Genomic DNA, 20,229 nt, shown 5'->3' on the forward strand with positions numbered 1-20,229 from the left:
TTAATCTAAATTATTCAGATAATCGTCTAATTTTTTACGATCCGACTGATCTAATTTTTCCCGGATGGTAAACAAATACAATACTTCCTGCCTTATTTCGTCTATCGTTCCTTTTACATATACCAAACTATTTTCGCCTTGGGTGAGGTACATATCGCAAACTTGTCCTGCATAATTTTTTAAATGTTTTGCAACTTCCTGATTGCCAAATTTTGGTAAATCGTCTTTTATCCGGAAACAATATTTGGGTAAAGCATTTTTTTGATTTCCCGAAATATCTTCATCCATCGCCAAATTGCTTTCTGAAGAATTTTCTTTTTTGTAGGTGGACTCGTATTTTGGCAGGTCGTTTTCAGCGGTTGATACTTCATTTGTTGCATCTTCTGCTGATTTTGCAGCATCTGCAACGGTACTTCTTGCCGCTTCTGATGCAGCTTTTGTTGCTTCTGCTATACCTTTATCTGCATTATATTTTTCTTCTGCCAATTTTAGAGAATCCCGAAATTTTGTTTCTTTTTGTATCTCTTTTTTCCTGTCAAAATATACGGTTTGTGCTATTTTTTCAGATTTTATAAGCATTGTATATTCTGTGTCATAGTCTTTTTCATCTCCAATTTTCACCACCAACCCCTTTGGGAAAATGTTTTTAGAATTGGCATTTACCCCATAGTAATTGGTCATTATGAAAAGTAAATTGCTGTTATTGGTTGTGTTTCCGTCATCAATACAAACTTTTAATGTGGAATGAGAATCATCAGGATTTTCAACGCTATCGGCATCAGTAAAATTTCGATTTCTATATTTTAACGAATATTGGGTGCAATTATATTCGCCTACTTTCTCTTTAACATTTAGGTTGGTAACCTCGTAATTGGGTTTGGTTTCTTTATCAATATCAAAACTCATTTCGTATTGTGGGTTATAAGTTAAGCGGTTATTTATCCCAAAACTTACCCAAGAAAATCCCGAATCATCATAAAAAAAGGATTGTGAAGAGTTGTAAGAGTCTGCAAATCTTGGATTTGTAATAAGAAGTCCTTCGCTGTTATTCGCAAAAACCTCTAAAGCGAGGATGAACTGCTTATTGTCATTGTATTTTTTTGTAATACTTTGGTACGTAAATTTGTTGGCAAAATCTATTTTTTTTTCTTGTGCGAAAATGGTTGAAGCAAATAGTATTGCTAGAAATAATGTGACTCTTTTTTTCATTTAGATAAGTGTTATTTTTATTTAATATTTTGATTATGCATACATTACAGGTATATTTTCAATCGCCTTCTTCGGTAAAATGAACACTCACTTCTGTGCAAAAATTATCAACAAGTGTAAATTCCAAAGTAGTCCAAGCATCTCTATCTTCTAAGGAAATTGCACTTATTTTGGTAGAATTTTTATTGGTTTTATAATCCCATTTTTGATCCACCGAAAAATTGGGATAATCTAAATAAGCATTCAATATTTCTTTTCGTGTACTTCCAACCCCCATCCCGTTTTTGGTGCGAAATTTTGGGCTTTTTGTAGCCAGAGCTGAAATTTGCAAAACATTCGGTTCGGTTTCACTCACGTAGTTTTCCGTAATTTCTACTTCTATTTCTTCTCCGGAATATTTTACCATATTCTTTTTTCGATTTTCTTGGGAATGATCGGTTAACTGCAAAGATGTTTTAGCTATTTTTTCGGCTTCCTCTTTTGTCATTTTTATTTTGTAGGATCCGATTCTTAAAGTAGTGAGATTAGGGTTTTCTTGGGCAAAAGAAAATCCAAAACTAAATATAAATAGTAGTGCAAAAAGAGATTTTTCCATTTTTCAAAAGTGTTTTTATAATAAAAATAGGGTGCAAATGTATATGAAATCCGTTTCAAACAGATCAAAAAAGCATCTACAAAGTATCTACACGTTTTTGTTTTTTTTCAAAAAAACACCTAAACAAATGATAAACAAACAATTAAATATTTAAGCAAAATAATTACCTTTATAGAATTGTTTTTCATTTATGCAGTTACGGTATTTTATTTTTTTATTGATTTTTTCAACTTCATTATTTTCTCAACAAAAAAAATGGGAAACGCTTCAAGTACAAATTGCCCAGGAAAAAGATTGGGGCAAAAAAGCCATTCTAACAGCAGATTTGGCAGCGGATTTTCGTTTTATTGATATTAAGAAAAGCTATCAATTGGCAAATGAAGCCATAGAAATGAGCGAAAATTCAAAAAATATGGAAAGCCAAATAAAAACCCATATTTTCTGTACCAAAGTTTTCAAAAAAGCAGACAGTATTTCGCAAATGATTAACTCTGGTAATGAAGCGCTGAAATTGTCTCAAAAACTCAATAATAAAATTTTACTTGGTCTTTCTTGGCACAACAAAGGTTTTGTAGAAATGAATTTGTATGAATCGGATCTGGCAATGCAATATTTTTTTAAATCGCTGGAATTGCTGGAATCTTCTAAAGAATATGTTACCATTTCTAAAAATTATTACTACATCTACGGACTTTATGCCGAAAAAGGAGAATTAGACAAGGAAATAAAATATGCCAATTCCTGCATTGAATTTGCCGAAAAAAGTATGGATCCGGAAACGTTGTGTTTGGCTTATCAAGCAATTGGAACGGTTTTCTCGGATCAATATGAAAAAACTTCAAAGCCGGAAATGTGGCAAAAATCGGTAAAAGCGTTTGAAAAATCTTTGGCGATTTTTAATGAAAATTCGGAGCAAATTGTGTCTCAAAATCAATTCGGAATTGTGTCTTTGAATTTGGCAAATCTTTATATAAGCCAAGAAAGACCACTTCAAAAAGACAAAATTCTTTTCTATACGAAATCTGCTATCGAAAATGCAAAGAAAAATAATGATATTATTATTCAGGTAAATGCATTGCAGATTTTGAGTGATTTGGCAAAAAAAGAAAAAAACGACTCTAAAGCTGAAAAACATCTATTACAAGCGAAAGACTTGGTGGAAAAAAATACCTTCAAAGACGAATACCTTAATTCTTCAGTGTATTATTCGTTAGCCAATTTTTATGAAGAAAAAAAGAAACCGAATGAAGCACTTTTTTTCTATAAAAAATACATTGATTATTTTTCTAAACTAAATGATCATCGCAAAAAAAGTAATATCAGGATTTTAGAAGCCAAATTCCAAACCCAGAAAAAAGAAGAGCAACTGCAACTTCTAACCCAAAAAAACAGATTACAAGAATCCCTAATTTACTTGTATTTAGCAATGGCTATTTTGGCTATTTTGGGAAGTGTGTTTTTGTATCGTTCTAATAAATTTAAATTAAAATTTGAAAAACAAAAATCCATTGTCTTGGAAACTCAAAAAGAAGAGGCCGAGCTTTTGACAAAATTAAAAGAAGAAGAAAATGCAAGAATAGAAGCCGAAAACAGATTAATTGTAACGCAAAAAGAGCAAATGCAAAAGCAATTATTAGCGGGTGCATTGCAAATAGAACACAAAAATGAGTTGCTACAAAGTCTGAAAGAAAAATTTAATCAAGAAAAATTTACTGACAAAGCTCAACTTAAACTGCACCAAATTCTACAATCGGAAATGCAAATTGACAATAATCTGGATCAGGTGAAAAATGATTTACAAGATATAAATCCGGAATTTTTTAAAAAGCTAAACGAAAAATCGGGTCAAAAACTCACCACTTTGGATTTAAAATATTGTGCCGCCATTCATTCAAATCTGAATACCAAACAAATTGCAATGCTCTTTTCTGTAGAACCAGAAAGTGTACGAATGAGCAAATACCGTATAAAACAGAAGTTAAATTTAGGGAAAAATGATGATTTGGAAGATTATCTGAAAACAATTAGGTAACACAATTATTTGTAAAGTATCAATAGATCCGCTACAAAAATGACTTAAATTTATAGTGTAAAGTTTAAAACCTTTATCCATGAATAAACAGCAACAGCAAGTCAAAGCTCTCAAAGTTTGGCTTAAAATCTACTTAGAATCGGAGATCTGTAACAAAAACGGCTTTATACTGTGGAATTGCATTTACAGCTATTGATGACTGCACAAGAATAAAAATTATTAATGTCTACTCTTGTAAAAAGCAGAAAGTATTATCCATTTTTTAGGTGAAGTTTTGAATACATTCTATTTGCCGATACAGAAAGTGTACTACTTGCTGTTTATGCAACTTTACAATAAAGTAGTATCACGATTAGTAAACACTAATTGCAATACTACTTAGAATACAAAAAAAAAGAAATTTGGTTATTCTTCAATTACTTTCACAGTATCTTTGGTAAAGGCGTTATTATTTACCAAATTAACCAAAGTTGTTTTAAAGTTTCGCAATTCTCTATCTTCAAGCAACTGCTGTTGCTCAGTTTTCCCAATATGCCCTTTTCTCATATACATTTCAATTGCTTTATCTATTCCACCAATTGTTGTTGGCATATCAAATAAAATTAAAGTCTTACCATTGTTTTCTTCATCAAATTGAATATAAATCGGATAGGCTCTTCCGTTAGAATCAATTTTTGTTTCTTCCAATTTCTTCTTTTTGAAATATATTTTTGCTCTTTTTTTAATGTCCGCATCAAGATCTTTTGGTATAACAATATTGAATTGAAAATCATCATATATTTTACCATTAATATTTATTTCATCTAATCCATGCAATGAATCACATACCATAGAAACAAAATTCTCAAAATACCCAATAGCTAAAACAGTTGATGGCAATAATCCTAATTCGCCTAAAGTAATTTTACTTCTTATAAGTTTGATAATATTGTTAATCTCTTTATTTAAGTCATAATTAGATTCAAAAGGTTCTATTTTTTCAAATCTTGGAATTGTTATTCCAAGTAAATCAGAAGGTAATTTCGCACCTTTTTCTTGTAATGCGAAAGCTCTGTTGGTACCAAGCCTACCTAAGAACAAACCAAACTCAAAGACAACATTATCCCTAACTGTTTCAAATATATCGTCTCTGGAGGTTGTAAAATCATCCTTTGTAGCTATCATGATACCGAAATCAAACAAACTAGCCTCATTTAACAATGTTTCTAAAGTATTTTTGTTATTTTCGAAAATATTATCTGTCCAAACATAAGGTTCAAATCCAGCTTCACAAAGCTTTTTCTTAGTATAGTTAGCTACTTCTAAGCCCTCTTTTGACGATCCTATAAAAATTCTTGTTTTCATTATATTGCGTTTTTAAAATTAGAATAAATTTCATTTAGTAGTTCATTCAACTCCTTATTCAGCTGAATAACCTCACTGTATTTTTTTATTAAAAAATTACCACTATTATCATAAAATAATTTTTCAGAGCCATCAATACTTGTTAATGATGCCATATATCCGATGTCATCACAAACTTTTTGTAATTGTTCTTGAATCACAAAGAGTAAACCTATATAATGTATTGAACTATATTTATAAGTTTCAATATTATAGCAGATAATATTAATTCCAAAAGATTTTAATTCATTGTATTCATAATCTGAATCATACATGAAATTTTTCAAAAATCTTATCATCTTTTTAAGACGTCCGTTTGTGTTTGCACTTTTCTCATTAATACAATCTATTGTATAAAACGGATGATCTGTTTTACCAGTTCCAATGTTTTTTTCATATATTTTAATTCCTCTGTATTTTTTCTCCCGAAAATTCTTAATGGAAAAAACATCATCCTCATAACATGCAATAACAGCCTCAACTGGTTTTTTCAAATTTTTATTAAAAATTCTTACACATTTAGTCTTAGTAATATCACAATCATCGTAATTAGCTTGTAAAGTTTTTTCTGTTTTAAGCCTATTATCTAATAGAACCTCATTTGAATTTCCAATAAATGAAGGCGTATTAATCAAGCCTTGCACAACATTTTTTTGTGATGGAGTTAATATAAAACCATCCATCAAACTTTCCAGATCGGTTCTTGGGGGAACTTTATAAAACTTATCTGAAATAACTAATAAATCAATATCACTATTAGCTTTGATATGTGTATTTGTCATTACAGATCCTTGAAATTCATAAATAACATCCTCTAAACTTCTGCTAAGATGAGTTTTGACATTATTTCCAGCCTGAATAATATCACTTGTAAATTTATCATCTACGGCTGACATTGCACTTCTTACATACACGTCAGGGGTATTAATATATGATAATTTAGTTGAATCCATATCTTTTAAAGATTCGTATAAATAACTACTTTCTGGGTTATATCGATTTTTTAAATTTTCTAATTTTTTCGAAAAATTTTCTGGCATTGTTCTATTTTTTAACATTAATATTAATAAAAAGTGCTTTTGTGTAAAGGATAAGCACTAACCTTTTATTTAACAAAATTTACTTCTTCTTTTCTCTTTGACTTAATGCACTTCCAGCAACAGATTTTGCAGCTTTTGAAGATGTGGAGTTTCTTAGAATTTTAGAAGCTTTTTTTGCTACAGATTTACTTGTAACTTTTCTGCTCATTGCTTATAAATTTGGATATATCTTCCTTTACTACTGTAAAGAAGATTAACAGCGAAGTTATGGTCGTGCTAAGTAAGCAAAGGAATTGTAGGAGTATCTAAACAACATTTAAATAGTATTTAAATGATATTTAAATAAAAAGTAGTACTTTTGCAAAACAAAGCAGGATATCCAGCAAAACTTCAAATGCCAGATTATCTCTTTGGTCTAAATAAAGAAGTCCCGCAACCCTGAGAAAGTTTTGGACTTCTTTTTTAATATTTTTATTTTTCTATTACTCTCTGTATCATTTTAAATATTTTGTCTTCTTTAATATCAAAAACATCAAATATTATTGTGTTTTTAGTTCTATAATCTATACCTAAATCATTTAATAAAGATTTTGCAGCAACATAGTAATATTCACCTGCTTTAGCAATACTAAATGATTCACTGTCATTTTCTTTACACATAACTATAAAAAGTTCTTCAGCTTCATTTACTCCAAATTTGCAGAATCTGTTGTCTTCTATATTTAACAATTCAGCAGCTCCTCTTGAAAATCCCAATTTACCTGTTTTGTGAACCGTAATTTTAGCAATTGAAGTATTTTCTTTAGGTTTTAAGAATTTCAACTCCATAATCGTATGTATTTAATGCAAATATAATTCTTTGTACTTTACCATCCAAATGCATTGATTTTTAAATTAATTTTTTTATCCACAATAATCACTTTGTTATTAATAATTTCACGCTCATTTGTGCGCTTATTTGTGTATTATATTTCATAAATATCACAAAAAACTGAATTACAGCTAATTAAAATAAAAACTATTTGTGAGCTTAAAAAACAAAAGTCTTCTATTTCAAAAGAAGACTTTTTCAATAATTATAGCAAAATATCGGTACTATTCTTATATGATTAAATAAATAATTTTCTTTCTATTGACAGTTGTGTTCAAATTTATATTGCGAGTTATTTCCTTAATTATTTTGGTTGCAATTAGTAAACATCATTTGTTAGTTGTCCCGTTCATTCTCCATAGTTTTGTTTATTGGTTTTTAAGAAGATTTTACAATTGATTTTTCTTTGCCAGAAGTCTAATACTGATTTTAGTTTTGAAAGTGGAGAACATCGGTTTATGAATTAACTACTTACTTAATCTCATATCTTCATACTTTGATCGTTCAGTTTTCAAAGATACCAACCAATCCAAATACATTTCTTCGGGCATATTGCGATAACCTATTTTATGAATGTGTGTGTATTCTTTATTCATTAAATCAAATAGTTCTTTAGCCTTTGGATTGCTTAATGTAGCTTGAATATCTTTTGTATTCTGCTCTTTCATCATTTTTTGAAACTGCTTTGTGTGAGTTTCAGCCTGTAACAATAAGGCATTAGCTAAATAAGGATGTATTTGTATTGCTCTTTCTGCACATTTCAAAGCAAAACTTCCGTCATTATTAGGGAAACTCCTGTTATAAGCAGTAGCTAAATCTATCAATAGCAATGAAAGACTTTCTTCATTGTTTAGGGCTTTCATAAATACGCCATTTTTAATGGCATCTAAATGAACGAATCCAGAAGCCGACAACCACGCATCAATCGGGAAAACACCACTGGTAAGCTCTGTATTATACCAACCGAGTGATTTAATGTTATGTTTAATATAAACATGATTTGGAGCAAGTGCTAAATTAGCATCAACTCCTAATTCTTCTGCTAAAATCTTATAAAGATATGGCATTGAATTACAGTTACCTTTTTGGGTATCTAATAATTTTGACACAAAAAGATTAGACAGCTCTTTATGCCCAAAAACACCCTCAAAATCATAAGTAAAAGGTTTATATCTCAACGTATCTTGACCAACAATTACAGGGGTCGCCTGACATAATACTGTATAAATAGCAGCATATTTATTTACTTTGGTTTCGTCCTTTTCAGAATAACTAAGTTTTCTATTATTTAATAAAAGATTACAAAAATGTTTTAGAAACTTAATTTTGTTATTTAACTGTATTGTATCATATTTGCCCTGATAATAAGCGTTTTCTACGCTATAAACACCTTCTTTAAAACTATACTGTTGTTTATCAGTAAGCATATTATCTAATGTTTGATACGCATCAGAATAAAATTTATTTTCCTGCGCCTTAAACAGAAAAAAAGAATTTAGAAGCAGTGTTATTAATAAAATATTTCTCAATTTGTTATTTCATTAGCGGGTTTAAAATTGTACAAATTTCCTCCTCCTTTTGTACACTGAATAAATATTTTTTTAGGGATACTATCTCTCAAACTGATTTTTGTTGTTTGGTTACAAAAATAATTATCATAACTAAATACCAAACTTTGATTTTCAATTTTCAAAGGAATTGCCCAATAATCTGCTAAATAATAGATTCCTATAAGTTGATTTTTGTTATCGTAAATATAAACACTTCCATTCCCTCTTTTAGACTCTTCTAAAAGCCCAAAAAGATTTTGAGAATTTATAATTTTAAGAGTATCCTTTTTTGAATTAATTATATTACCTATATATTTTATATGTATTTCATCTATTTCCTTACCTATAATACTAAAATGATATTCTTGATTTATTTTATTTTCACTTAAAACAAGTTTTCTACTCTTTTCATAAAAATCATCATCAGGTTTTTTAGCGCTTTTAGATGAAGGAGTACAACTGAAAATTAATAACAATAATGTAAGACTTATATATTTTTTATAATATTTCATAATTAATAATCGTTTGGTGTTGGTTTTTTAGAATTTTGCTGCATAGTCTGCACACCTTGCTTATAACCAGGAGTTCCCGCAGTACTATTATATGCTCCAACCGCATTAAGCCATCCTTTAAATGTAAAGGTAGATTTTCCTGTTTTAGAATCATAGGTTATACCATCTTTAAATCCTTTTGTTCCTAAAATTCTTGTTCCCGCAAATAAGGAATTTGTAACACTCGCTCCTTCTCCAAATTTTAATCCGTACTTTGATTTCATTTCTCCACCCTGCCAATCTGCTTTTACATTAGTCTGCATAATATCCGTAGTTCCAGTAGTTCCAGCATTTGACTCTTGCACTGTCATTGCTTTGACTAAGGTTGGATCTAAGTCTGGTATACCCTTCAATGCTTCTTTAGGAATAGGATTACCACCTTCGGTAACTAAATCTAACGCTCCTGAATTTTTAGCCTGATTAAAATAACCAGTTCTTGCAGCAATTTGATAATCGTTCGCCTGATATTCAGAACCTGAAACATTTTCTCCTCCTTTACTTTGGATTATATTCGGCATTGGTACTTCTTTCCATCCAGCAGAATTTCTTTGGGGGTAATCACTCGCATTTGCAGTTGCCTGAATGTAAGTTTTAAACTGCGTATTACTTTTAATTCTATGCACTTCTTGACCATTATTATTAATATAAACAATATCAAGGGGAGCCATTCCGTCAGGATCAATATTTCTCAAAGGATTATTCTTAGCATAATTATAAGGCGACCAGCTTGGAAATTCCTCACTCAACGGGTCTGGAGACATCCAGCGTCCATGGGTATCACCAATAGGCTGTGCATCGGGATCGGATAAATCGACTTCCCTTACCTCGATTATATTTGCTCTTTTTGTATTGTATCTTACAGAACCAATTACTACAATACTGTCCGTATCGTGAAATTCCAAATATTTACCTCTGGATAGTGTGGCGATCTTTGGATAAACTCCATATTTAGCAAAAGGATTTCCAACTGCAATATTCTTTCTACGTCTTTCTGCTTCCTGCGGTGTCAAAGAATCCTTGGTTTTCAACACTTCATCCATGTACGGACGACTTCTTTCTTCCTTTGTCAATTTAACAGGATTTACCCATCTCTTTTCGGTCTTTGGCTTTGTCGGTATCTTTTTCTTAATTTGTGCCTGTGTAAAGCCTGTTACTATGGCAAAAACAATCAGTAATATTTTTTTCATAATCATTTGTTTTTATGACTGTTAAAGTTATTTATTTTTCTTTATAATTTATTTGGATCAATAGGGAAATATTTAGGCTGTTGTTCCTGTTTTTTCTTTTCCTGTGACTTTCTCACAGCTTCTAGTTGTTGCTTATCTTTCTGCTTTTGAAGTTGGTACAAATATATTTTCTGTGCCAGTGCTTCACTTTCCTGTTTGTTCTTTTCGGTTTTTAAACTCGCTAACCATGATTCATAAGCATAGGAAGGCATTTCAGCATAGCCAAGCTGATCTACTTTATCAAATTGTTCATTGAGTTGTTTAAGTAATTCATTTGCTTTTGGAAAATATCCAGCTCTTTGCAAATCTCTTTTGTCATCGGGGTTAATTCCCAATCGTTTCAATGCAGATCGTAATCTTGTCTGGCTGACATTTGCTTTTTCCATATTGGGAGCAATTCCGTTAGGATAGAGTTCTAATGCTTTGTTTATGACTTTATCTACGAATTCATCATATCCAAACTTACTTTCATATCCTCTCGCTAAATCAAAATAAGCCATTCCCAAAAGTTCCCTTTTAGTAAGGTTTTCCAAATAGATTTTATTCTGCAAAGCTTCTGATTTGATGTAGCCTGATTCCAGTAATGAATTATCAGCAGTAAACATTCCGCTTGTTAATTCAATGTTTTGTAATTTTCCCTCATCATCAACAAAACGAATATAGGAATGATTTGGGGCTAATGACAAATAAGCTTCTGTTCCCATTGCTTCCGCCAAAATAAGATAATACAACGGCATAGAATGACATTGTCCTGATCCTGTTTTAAGAAGTTTTGAAACAAACATTTTAGAATAGTCCTTTTCTCCCATATAGTCTTTAAAATCATATTCAAAGGCTTTATGAGTTGTTCCTCCTAACTTCATATCTTTAGAAAAATATTCAAATAGCATCAGGTTTTTAGAAACATTACTTTCTGTGTCCTGTTTCCGTTCTTTCATTTTCTGTAAGAGTTGTTTTGCAGTTTTCTGTACTGTTGATTTAAATTTGGTTACATCCTGTTTGTTATGATAAAAGGCATTCTCAACTGTAAAATTAGCATCTGCTAATGAGTAATTCTCTGAATCCATTGTAGAAAGTTTGTTAAAAGCATCATAATATGCTCCTGTTCCTGCTTTTCCTGATAGTGTGGGTAAATCAAAAGACATCTTTCTGCCATTTTCTACCCAATCACGGAATTGCATTTCCTGAACCTCTGCCATATCCAGATCTATCTCACGCATAAAAGCATCATTCCTTGAATTTGCTTGTGCTTCATATGTGTTATGTTGTTGAACAGGATTTGAGGGATTTTTATAAGTGCTGGGCATAGATGGTGTATAATTCCTTTGAGAACTTCTACCATTCATTGGACTGCCATAATTCTGATTAGAATAATTCCCTAAACTACTTTGAGTAGGAGCCTGCATGGTAGGTAAGTTTGGAATTTGTCCAAAACCTAATATACCTATACACAACAAGGGGAAAACTTGTAGTTTTTTCATCATAAATATTAAATTTTCGTGTTTTTGGTAGTTACTGTAATTTTACGATTTTTCTCTAAAATATATGTTACATAATTGTAACCATTTTTTTCAAATCTAATACATCAAAACGTCAAAATATGACGTATTATATTTTAAAAGAAAATTATTTATCATTTTTAAGGTTTTTCAAAAATTAGTTTATTATTAACGAAATTTAATTTTCCCTCGGTGTATATGGAGGGGTTACATGGTAAATCATCATCTGTAAAATCTATTTTATAAACGAAAATTTTTCCGTTTGCGATTTCTTTTAATTCAAACTGATAATCTGGTTCATATCTACTTTCAATTATACCTGTTTCTGTATTTTCATATACTAAAATTCCTCTGCCCTCATAGATGCATCCTCCATTTTTTTCTGCCAAATTGTAAAATTTTATTATTTCTTTGTTTCCGTCTCCGTTTAAGTCTTCTGAAAAAGCATGTTGAATATCTATCACTGTTTCACCTGATTTAGTAAGCTGATGTATGTGTTTTTTGTATAATCTCTCTGCTTTTTTCTTAAAATCAGAAGTGTTATTATTTGAAAAATGCAATAGTTTTTTCGTAGCAGATTTTTGCTCGGTTACCTCTTCTTTCGAATCATTTTCGGTATTATCCTCACCAGTAGAATTTATTGGCTCATTTATTTTGTGAAGAACAACCATTTCTGAAAATTTCAAATCTCCATTTTCTAAAGCGGTCAAAACTCGGGTTGTTCCGTTATCTTCTGTGTATTCAATTCTGTCTGGGTATTGTTTACATGCTAATTTAGAAACTCCTGTTAATGAATTGTCAATGGTAATTTCGTTTCCGTCAATTTGATAATTGATTCTCATAAACATCATTTCTGTTTGATATGTACCATCATGATAATGCTCTCCCAATGAACAGGAGTGTAAGAATGCTGATAAAGTAAGTAAGATAAATAATTGGGTAATGGTTGTTTTCATAATGTTTTTTTAGGGTTCAATTTTATAGTTCTTTTTTCAATATTTTTTACTGAAACCCGTAATCATATATAAAAACAAAAAAACAGGCTTGAGACGTTTGTCTCTACCTGTAATCGAGGGAGTCGAAGCCCTATCCACAAAGTAAAGCAACGCTCAAGCCCTTAGACTCAAGCATTTTGCTAAACTTTTCCTGTGGATTACAAAATTTTCGACTTTTCGATTACAGAAATCAGTTTGCTAAATGCAATATTTTATTATTTAATTTTTAAATATTTCTATTCTTATATTTTTTATTTTGTCTATATTACTGCTGTAAAGCTATTAATTTTAATAGTGTCAAGCAACATTTTTATGTTGTGTTTATTTTGATGTGAATTTTACTGCCGTTCTCCATCCTAAAATCTTTAATTGGAATTCTGTGTCAGTTTTTACATTTGAATTTGTACAACATCATTGAAAACATTTTCTACAAAGGAATCTCTTTAATTTTCTGTTTGAATTCTTTTTCAATTTTCAGAATTACAACCAACTTCTGTTGTATTGCTCGAAATTATTCGTGGATTTCGCTGTATTAAATAATCAAACATGTTTGCAAACCTATACTTAACAGGAGGTTATATCATATTTCTTTTTAAGTTTTTTGTTTTAGTTCTTCCAAAAGACAGATAAGCCCACGTTTCTTTGAGTGTCTTCCTCTTTAATAAAAAGACACTGAAAGCAAACTTTTATATATTGCAGGCTTAATTAAATTAAGTTATAGCCTAACTCATATTGAATTAGGCTCAACTTCTATTAAAATGTTATTATTATTTTTTAACAACTAACATATTATTTCTGTAATCAACAAAAATATTACACATCTCGTCCTCTAAATTAAAATTCATAAAGTTTGTGTAAGTATTAGATTTCAAAAGCTCATGATCTTTCTTTAATACTATTTCTTCATTTATGATCTGCCGAGCATAATCATAACTGTATATTGTATAACTAATTTGCTTGTCTTTTCTAATAAATTCTTTCTTACTTTCAGTTTCGTATTTTAACAAAAAATCAGGAAGTTCAACAGTGCTGCTAAAGAAATTTTTAGACTTGATCGATTCGAATAATGCAAACCTCATTTTTTTACTTTAGCATTAGAAATGTCAATACCCAACATCTCTTTTATAGCATCTCTCAACTGTTCCCATGGATTTTTATCAATATTATATTCTACTGAGTCAAAAACATGTTTTGGCAACTTCATATTAATTATTGCTTTTTCGTTTGAATATTGAAAGGTAAGATCATCCATTATACAGGTATTTGGATCTAATTTGAATGTTTTCTTGATGAGATCTTTTTCCACTAGGTTTTGCCAGAAAATACTTTCTTTCTTAACATCTTTAATAACCAAACTCATATGAAATATAATGAGTGAATCTCCAATAATTTTGAATTTTGGTTTTTCATTCTCATTTAACTGTTCTATTGTAATAATGTTGCTTGTATTTGTTAAATTTTCCATTGATATAAAATTTTTAATTAATAATTCTTTTTTTTGCCTTTTTCTGCGACATAAAACTTTGATGTATCATACTTAAATCTTCTCTATAAGACTAGCATCAATGTTTTTACTATTTTTTAGCTTTGTCTTTATTTGAGATTCTTACAGTTATTTGGAACTCATTAAATATCTCCTGAAGACTTTTATCTGTTGACTTCATGCTTAGATCCGTTGGGATTTCATTATTAATGTAAGACTGCAACATTCCAGCAATATGTTTGTCATTCTCACCAGCAATGAGATAAGTTGCAATTAATTCAAAATCCTCGCATATACATGCTATTAGCTCGTGATGCAGATCTTCACAAATCTTATCACTAATTTCCTTTGAAGCACTTATTATCTGATCATATTGATCTTTACTAATCTCTGAACGATCATCGCTTAATTTCTCCCAAAGGTTCTCAAATTCACTGTAATAACGTTGAGCTAATAATTCTTCTGCCCAATCTTCATCTATCTCATCTAATCCCATATTTTGAGCATTATATAAAAAAGTCTCTTTGATTTGTTTTAATGTAAATTGTTGTTTATTCATTTTGACTAAAATTTAGAATTTAAAAAGTATCCTGAAACACGGCTTTGGATTGCAGATTCATCCGACTGCTTACTATTAAGTATCCAGTCATCTAGGTCCTCTCGCTTATAGAAGACTTTTCTGCTCGGTTGGTAAGAAGCAATTTTCTTGTTTCGACGAAGTTTTCGGAGTGTGGGTACACTTATACTGAGGTACAATGCAGCTTCTTTTGTAGTCAGCACGTTTTTGGATTGAAGAAGACTAAGCAGTTCCTGTTTTTCAAGAGTGCTTAGATTTATTAAAATTTTTTGCATTTTGTAATGTTTTTTTTTATTTTGAACACTACAAAGGACTAAAAATTTAATGCGAGTATAATGCGGAATCTTACCGCATTAAACCCGTATCAAATTAAAAATATTGAATGATGTATTGGTAGAGTTTTACTCTCTATTAATTAAAATAGTTATATAAATTTTTTACATTTTCGAGTTTTATAGAAAACTTTTTTTCTATCAGATTACTTCCAGCTCTGGAAAAACTATCCGTACGGATAAAACCATGATCTGGTGCAGTGAAGCAATTATCTAACTTTTTCTCAATATCAGCGTTTGCGTTGTTATTAAAAATTTCTTCTCCACAGCAGAAATAGATCATTACAAATAATCCCTGCCAATTAGGATTATTACGTGTGCGTGAAATCCAATTGATTTTGTCCTCCTTTTTTATTTCTTCCTTAATAATGACTTCACTAAAAACATTTTTGAATTTATCACAGCCTGTATCTTCAATATATTCATTGGTAACAAGGAAATCATATAAATCCTTTAAATCTATATTTTCTTTAGCTTTAAAAGATTTATCTGTAAAGGGAATAAGTTTCATATTAAGTGGAGGAACTCGATTATTAATTTTACAATCCTCAAGGAATAATATGTATTCTAAAAAATCATATACGAAGGCAACCTGTATTGCAAAATATTGTAGACTTATTACTACATCTTTGCCGTCAATCTTTAAATCGGATAAAATATTTGGCTCTCTTTTTCTATATGTCAAATAGGAATAAACATCTGTATCTACACACTTACTTTTAATTCTCTGTTTGGTATCAGAAATTTCACGTTCGATATTTTTTGTATCTCCTTTTAATCGTTGGAATCTTTGTTTTAGCTCTTCAAGAGAGACTGTTTCAAAATTATAATCAACGTCATATGTAGTATCGGAAATATAAATTTTGTAGCATTGTTCTATAAGCCATTTTAAGTATTGCTTTTTCTCCTCGTTTCCAAGAGGATGAAGAGACAGAACAATAATTTCTCGTTTCGGATGATTTTCAATGGTTAGTTTGAATGTATATTGCAGTTTCATAGGAGATAAGCCGTTGTCTTTCCAAAACCTTAGCTTATCTCCGTAATTTTCAAGTTCTTCAAACTGCTCATAAAACTGCTGTAGTTGCTCGTCTGTAAAATTATTATAGTCTTTGACTAATTTTTCCCAAATTTTACCGGTATCAAACTTCTGTTTTGCTTTTATATATTCCTGTTCTTGAAAAAAATCCATTAATCTGTATTTTCTACAAATATAATTCAGATATACAATTCAGGCATTTTACTTACTGCATTTATTTTCTTTTTATCGATAACCTTTGCATAAATCTCAGTGGTTTTCAAGTGGCGATGTCCTAACAGTTTGCTGACAGTATAAATATCTGTATCCATTGTCAGTTGCAATGTCGCAAAGCTATGTCTTGCGCTATGGAATGTAATATGCTTGTCAATTCCTGCATCTTCAACCCATTTATGGAGTTTTTTGTTTTGGTAGGCGCTGTACTTTAGGTTTGCAAAGACATTTTCCTTTACATCTTTTGTTCGGAGAGTTTCAGGAGTAATTTCTAATATTTTTACAGCTTGCTCTGCTATGGGAAGATGTTCCGCTCCTTTTGTTTTCTTTTGAGTATATTTTAGCATCCAACCGTTTTCTGCATCATAAGAGAGATTTTTCCACGTTAAGTTTTTGATGTCTGAGAATCTGAGTCCTGTTAAAGCACTGAATAAAAAGGCATCTTTCATTATTGGATAATAGCACTCTGTTTTAGCGAGTTTCTGCAATTCATCCAAAATAAGATATTGTCTATTCGTTTCTTTTTCTTTAATTCCTTTTACCCCAACTACTGGATTTTCTTTAATCATTTTGGATTGATACGCTTCTTTCAGAGCAGTCTTTACTTTATTAAAGTAGGATAATGCGGTATTTTGTGCGAGTTTATCACTGCTATGTTTGGAAACTTTCTGATTCAACAAATAATCTTTAAAGGATTCCAAGAATAAATCATCTATGTTTTCTATTGATATATCTTTATTCTTACAGAATTTTTGGAGGTGTTTGTAGGCACTGTTCCAGTTTCCGTGCGTTCCGCTTACTTCAAAACGCTTATCTACTAAGGTTTTAAAATATTTCAGAAATCCTATTTTCCCTTTGGTACTGCTTACAAATCCATGTCTACGGCTCTGCATATCCAAAACTCTTTTTGCTTTTATCGCTTCTCCAAGGCTTGATGTTTCTTTGTTATGAAGTTTTTCAGTTTCGTTTTTGGGTTTATCGTAGAGGTAGAGTTGTAAAAATTCATAGTTTCTTATTTTTCTGTCGGTATCATGATACATTAAAAATAAACTATTCATTTTGGGTTTTCCTTTTTCAGCATTCTTTTTTGATAACTGACCATTGCGTTTCATTAGGTAGATTTTCATAATTTTTCTCTTTTTTGTTACTAATTATGATACAACATTCAGCCTAATGATTGGTGTAGACAACATAAACTGCCTGTTTTACACCTATTTTTAGAATCTATTTTGTAAAAGTTACTTTTGGTTAGCGAAACTCACTGTTTTTTACGCCCAGTTTCTTCCTGATACTTCTGGATTTATTTTTAACTAAAATTTTAGAAATATTTTATTTTCTTATTCAAAGGAAAACCTAATATCTTTTTGAGTTTTAATCTGATTGTAGTTAATCTTTAATTAGATTCATTAATTTTTCAATCACAAATCTCTCTATCATTTAATTTAACCTGTGTAGTCAATTCAAATTTTAATTTTAAATTCATTTTGGATATTTGACGCCAAAATAATTCTTAAAAATGGTCTTTGTTAAAGAAATCAGTTGCTGAATTATCTTCTGAATCATTTTGGAAATCATCTTCAAAATCATCGACTGTTGGTCTACTTTTTCTGAGGTCTTTAGTTCTTACAATTTTCTGTTTAGTATGGTAACCGCTTTTAATGGTATACTCTTCTAAAAAGTCGTACTTCTCTAATTCTTTAGTCCAGTTGGTAATACTGTCTACCGATACATTAAATTTATTTGCTGTAGTTTCTCTCTTTTGGAAATATCCTTTTTCATTTTTACTCATGGAATTATATTCACCCCAAAGAAGCTTCGAGCCTTCCTGTAAATCAGGGTGGTTATATAGTTCAAAAGGGACAATTATCATTCTATTGTCTCTCCCTGTTACAAAAGGAATCTCAATATTTTTCAACTTATCTGTTAAAATAAACTTCCTTTTATCCTCTGAATCTTTTGCTAAATAACCGCTTTCAATAAGGTGTTTTCTGCATTTTCCCACGGTATTTTTATGAAGACATAAAAGTTCTCCCACTGCAACGTGGCTCAGTATATTATATCCTTTTTTACCACTAAAGGAATAATCCAAAGCGAGAATTAGCTTTTCAGTAATAGATAGCTCAGGGTTTGATATAATTGCAGGAGAAACTTTTATATTCAATTTTGTCAGTTTTTCGAATTTTTCCATTTTAAAAAATCTTTTTTATTTCTTTTTTATTATTTGTTTTTCATAAATTTAACTACTGAAAATCAAACAGCTATAAAACATCTACAGCTCCACAATCTTAAAAACACTCATTTTCAGTTTCAAAAACACTTATTTGCGTTTTCAATATTACTTAATTTCATTTTCAATAACACTTTTTATCATTTACAATATTACTTATTTTCGGCTTATAATTAATAATACTAATTAAATAAATTAATTAAAAAAGTTAAATAAAAAAAATAAGAAGTGTTATTCCAACACATTTTCATCTTAAAAAATTAAGATTCTAAGTCCTTTGAAAATTTATTAAATTTAGCTAAAACCTGTATTAATAAAGATTTAAGAGTATTCCTTTGAATACTACCACAGTAATAATGAGTTTTTTACTACTATAATTTTGGATAGTAGTACTACTGACTACTACAATGTCCTCTATTTTATAAAACATCCTCTGTAAAATGTCTACTACCGACTACTGTAAAATATCCTCTACTACTAAAAAAGACTACTGATACCCTTTGAAATTAATTAAAATGAATTACCATAAGTCCCTACTACTTTTATTACCAAAGCTAATAACAGCAGTAGAGACTTATACTAATTTACATTAATAGTAAGATTTCCTTTGAATCAAAAAACAGAATGTTCTAAACCGCAAAATTATGTTTTGGTAGTATTTATCATTTGAGAATAAAAAAACGATGTAACTTCGTTAAATCAATGTTAGATTAAATTATTCAAATGAAATTCAAATCGTTTTTACAGAAAATTGTTTAAAACACCATTTAATAGAGAAAACTGTTCCTTTGAATAATAAGATAGAACCCTAAAGACGTTTGCCGACTTCGAATAAAGAAAGTACAGCATTTTAAATTTTGAAGACGATAAAATACTCAATCTCCAATTTAAAATTGCTGTTACTTAAAATAAATGATGCTCTACAAAGGATTAAATGAATTCTTCCAATTGAGATTTTGGAATGATATGTTTTTTACCGAGACGCAGCGTTTTAATTTTATCCTCTTTAATGAGTTTCCTTACGGTGGAATCACACATATTTAAAAGGACACAAACCTCTGATATACTGAGGTAAGATTTTGCTTTTAACTGTTCTATATCAAAGGTAGCAGTAGTCTTTTTAAGTTTATTAACTTTTGAATCAGTACTAAATTCTTCTTTTGATTGACGAAGCTTTTCTTCCTTTACTTTTTTCTTATAATCCCTTTGATTACAGGTGTGAGAACAATATTTTGCAGTAAATGTTTTGGCTACGAATGTTTGATTGCAATAGCTACAAATGCGATTAATCCTGATGTTACTGCTCATTTGATACTTTCCGATTTTTTTATGTTAGATAATTTCACTCAGTATTTGGCAGTATTTGCCATTATTTAGCAGTATTTACCACTGATAATTTCTCCGAGTGTC

The 20,229-nt window shown here is 30.1% G+C and carries 20 protein-coding genes; 1 reads left to right on the forward strand and 19 read right to left on the reverse strand.

Annotation, left to right across the window (positions count from 1 at the left end; genetic code table 11):
- Together IW15_RS17330 and IW15_RS17335 are read right to left on the reverse strand one after the other, a co-directional pair.
- Positions 1-1,209, reverse strand: a complete 1,209-nt coding sequence (locus IW15_RS17330; RefSeq protein ID WP_034713915.1) for a hypothetical protein — start codon at positions 1,207-1,209, stop codon at positions 1-3.
- Positions 1,210-1,267: 58 nt separating this feature from the next.
- On the reverse strand, positions 1,268-1,804 hold the full coding sequence (locus tag IW15_RS17335) for a hypothetical protein (RefSeq protein ID WP_034713917.1): 537 nt from the start codon (positions 1,802-1,804) through the stop codon (positions 1,268-1,270).
- 190 nt (positions 1,805-1,994) lie between these two features.
- Between IW15_RS17335 and IW15_RS17340 the strand changes: the two genes are divergently transcribed.
- Complete coding sequence (locus IW15_RS17340; RefSeq protein ID WP_034713919.1) at positions 1,995-3,836, forward strand: glycoside hydrolase family protein; 1,842 nt, start codon at positions 1,995-1,997, stop codon at positions 3,834-3,836.
- A gap of 405 nt (positions 3,837-4,241) precedes the next feature.
- On the opposite strand, the gene cap12 is transcribed toward IW15_RS17340, so the two are convergent.
- The 17 genes from cap12 to IW15_RS17420 form a co-directional block, all read right to left on the reverse strand.
- Positions 4,242-5,180 carry a CBASS system CD-NTase-associated NAD(+) hydrolase Cap12 gene (cap12, locus tag IW15_RS17345; RefSeq protein ID WP_034713921.1) on the reverse strand — a complete coding sequence of 313 codons (939 nt, stop codon included), beginning with the start codon at positions 5,178-5,180 and terminating at the stop codon, positions 4,242-4,244.
- A complete protein-coding gene (locus IW15_RS17350; protein ID WP_034713924.1) occupies positions 5,180-6,259 on the reverse strand; it encodes a hypothetical protein in 1,080 nt (359 codons plus the stop codon). Before IW15_RS17350 ends, cap12 begins: the two co-directional genes overlap by 1 nt.
- A 79-nt stretch (positions 6,260-6,338) precedes the next feature.
- A complete protein-coding gene (locus tag IW15_RS23135; RefSeq protein ID WP_262483678.1) occupies positions 6,339-6,467 on the reverse strand; it encodes a hypothetical protein in 129 nt (42 codons plus the stop codon).
- A gap of 263 nt (positions 6,468-6,730) precedes the next feature.
- Complete coding sequence (locus tag IW15_RS17355; RefSeq protein ID WP_034713927.1) at positions 6,731-7,087, reverse strand: hypothetical protein; 357 nt, start codon at positions 7,085-7,087, stop codon at positions 6,731-6,733.
- 510 nt (positions 7,088-7,597) lie between these two features.
- On the reverse strand, positions 7,598-8,659 hold the full coding sequence (locus IW15_RS17360; RefSeq protein WP_051882168.1) for a hypothetical protein: 1,062 nt from the start codon (positions 8,657-8,659) through the stop codon (positions 7,598-7,600).
- A complete protein-coding gene (locus IW15_RS17365; RefSeq protein WP_034713929.1) occupies positions 8,656-9,192 on the reverse strand; it encodes a hypothetical protein in 537 nt (178 codons plus the stop codon). Before IW15_RS17365 ends, IW15_RS17360 begins: the two co-directional genes overlap by 4 nt.
- Positions 9,193-9,194: 2 nt before the next feature.
- Complete coding sequence (locus IW15_RS22525) at positions 9,195-10,418, reverse strand: RHS repeat-associated core domain-containing protein (protein ID WP_051882169.1); 1,224 nt, start codon at positions 10,416-10,418, stop codon at positions 9,195-9,197.
- A 41-nt stretch (positions 10,419-10,459) separates the two neighbouring features.
- Positions 10,460-11,941, reverse strand: a complete 1,482-nt coding sequence (locus IW15_RS17375) for a hypothetical protein (protein WP_131368590.1) — start codon at positions 11,939-11,941, stop codon at positions 10,460-10,462.
- A gap of 155 nt (positions 11,942-12,096) precedes the next feature.
- The gene (locus IW15_RS17380) at positions 12,097-12,912 is read right to left on the reverse strand and encodes a hypothetical protein (RefSeq protein ID WP_034713932.1); all 816 of its coding nucleotides are present in this window, start codon (positions 12,910-12,912) and stop codon (positions 12,097-12,099) included.
- An 806-nt stretch (positions 12,913-13,718) separates the two neighbouring features.
- Positions 13,719-14,030 carry a hypothetical protein gene (locus IW15_RS17385; RefSeq protein WP_034713933.1) on the reverse strand — a complete coding sequence of 104 codons (312 nt, stop codon included), beginning with the start codon at positions 14,028-14,030 and terminating at the stop codon, positions 13,719-13,721.
- Positions 14,027-14,416 carry a hypothetical protein gene (locus IW15_RS17390; RefSeq protein ID WP_034713935.1) on the reverse strand — a complete coding sequence of 130 codons (390 nt, stop codon included), beginning with the start codon at positions 14,414-14,416 and terminating at the stop codon, positions 14,027-14,029. Before IW15_RS17390 ends, IW15_RS17385 begins: the two co-directional genes overlap by 4 nt.
- A gap of 109 nt (positions 14,417-14,525) precedes the next feature.
- Positions 14,526-14,993, reverse strand: coding sequence for a hypothetical protein (locus tag IW15_RS17395; protein ID WP_034713938.1), 468 nt, complete (start codon positions 14,991-14,993; stop codon positions 14,526-14,528).
- Positions 14,994-14,998: 5 nt separating this feature from the next.
- Entirely contained in the window at positions 14,999-15,286 is a 288-nt protein-coding gene (locus IW15_RS23235) for a helix-turn-helix domain-containing protein (RefSeq protein WP_034713939.1), read from the reverse strand.
- Positions 15,287-15,422: 136 nt separating this feature from the next.
- Positions 15,423-16,532, reverse strand: a complete 1,110-nt coding sequence (locus IW15_RS17405) for a hypothetical protein (RefSeq protein WP_034713941.1) — start codon at positions 16,530-16,532, stop codon at positions 15,423-15,425.
- Positions 16,533-16,558: 26 nt separating this feature from the next.
- The gene (locus tag IW15_RS17410; RefSeq protein ID WP_034713943.1) at positions 16,559-17,719 is read right to left on the reverse strand and encodes a tyrosine-type recombinase/integrase; all 1,161 of its coding nucleotides are present in this window, start codon (positions 17,717-17,719) and stop codon (positions 16,559-16,561) included.
- A 383-nt stretch (positions 17,720-18,102) separates the two neighbouring features.
- The gene (locus tag IW15_RS17415) at positions 18,103-18,780 is read right to left on the reverse strand and encodes a hypothetical protein (RefSeq protein WP_034713945.1); all 678 of its coding nucleotides are present in this window, start codon (positions 18,778-18,780) and stop codon (positions 18,103-18,105) included.
- 969 nt (positions 18,781-19,749) lie between these two features.
- Complete coding sequence (locus IW15_RS17420; protein ID WP_034713947.1) at positions 19,750-20,127, reverse strand: helix-turn-helix domain-containing protein; 378 nt, start codon at positions 20,125-20,127, stop codon at positions 19,750-19,752.
- Between the last annotated feature and the right edge of the window lie 102 nt (positions 20,128-20,229).

This window comes from Chryseobacterium soli (genome assembly GCF_000737705.1).
Lineage (GTDB): Bacteria > Bacteroidota > Bacteroidia > Flavobacteriales > Weeksellaceae > Chryseobacterium > Chryseobacterium soli.

Coding starts and splice junctions, on each gene's coding strand:
- IW15_RS17395 (WP_034713938.1), bottom strand. CDS start 14,993: ATGAATAAACAACAATTTACATTAAAACAAATCAAAGAGACTTTTTTA.
- IW15_RS17380 (WP_034713932.1), bottom strand. CDS start 12,912: ATGAAAACAACCATTACCCAATTATTTATCTTACTTACTTTATCAGCA.
- IW15_RS17390 (WP_034713935.1), bottom strand. CDS start 14,416: ATGGAAAATTTAACAAATACAAGCAACATTATTACAATAGAACAGTTA.
- IW15_RS23135 (WP_262483678.1), bottom strand. CDS start 6,467: ATGAGCAGAAAAGTTACAAGTAAATCTGTAGCAAAAAAAGCTTCTAAA.
- IW15_RS17420 (WP_034713947.1), bottom strand. CDS start 20,127: ATGAGCAGTAACATCAGGATTAATCGCATTTGTAGCTATTGCAATCAA.
- cap12 (WP_034713921.1), bottom strand. CDS start 5,180: ATGAAAACAAGAATTTTTATAGGATCGTCAAAAGAGGGCTTAGAAGTA.
- IW15_RS17375 (WP_131368590.1), bottom strand. CDS start 11,941: ATGATGAAAAAACTACAAGTTTTCCCCTTGTTGTGTATAGGTATATTA.
- IW15_RS17410 (WP_034713943.1), bottom strand. CDS start 17,719: ATGAAAATCTACCTAATGAAACGCAATGGTCAGTTATCAAAAAAGAAT.
- IW15_RS17415 (WP_034713945.1), bottom strand. CDS start 18,780: ATGGAAAAATTCGAAAAACTGACAAAATTGAATATAAAAGTTTCTCCT.
- IW15_RS17335 (WP_034713917.1), bottom strand. CDS start 1,804: ATGGAAAAATCTCTTTTTGCACTACTATTTATATTTAGTTTTGGATTT.
- IW15_RS22525 (WP_051882169.1), bottom strand. CDS start 10,418: ATGAAAAAAATATTACTGATTGTTTTTGCCATAGTAACAGGCTTTACA.
- IW15_RS17330 (WP_034713915.1), bottom strand. CDS start 1,209: ATGAAAAAAAGAGTCACATTATTTCTAGCAATACTATTTGCTTCAACC.
- IW15_RS23235 (WP_034713939.1), bottom strand. CDS start 15,286: ATGCAAAAAATTTTAATAAATCTAAGCACTCTTGAAAAACAGGAACTG.
- IW15_RS17405 (WP_034713941.1), bottom strand. CDS start 16,532: ATGGATTTTTTTCAAGAACAGGAATATATAAAAGCAAAACAGAAGTTT.
- IW15_RS17340 (WP_034713919.1), top strand. CDS start 1,995: ATGCAGTTACGGTATTTTATTTTTTTATTGATTTTTTCAACTTCATTA.
- IW15_RS17350 (WP_034713924.1), bottom strand. CDS start 6,259: ATGCCAGAAAATTTTTCGAAAAAATTAGAAAATTTAAAAAATCGATAT.
- IW15_RS17365 (WP_034713929.1), bottom strand. CDS start 9,192: ATGAAATATTATAAAAAATATATAAGTCTTACATTATTGTTATTAATT.
- IW15_RS17385 (WP_034713933.1), bottom strand. CDS start 14,030: ATGAGGTTTGCATTATTCGAATCGATCAAGTCTAAAAATTTCTTTAGC.
- IW15_RS17355 (WP_034713927.1), bottom strand. CDS start 7,087: ATGGAGTTGAAATTCTTAAAACCTAAAGAAAATACTTCAATTGCTAAA.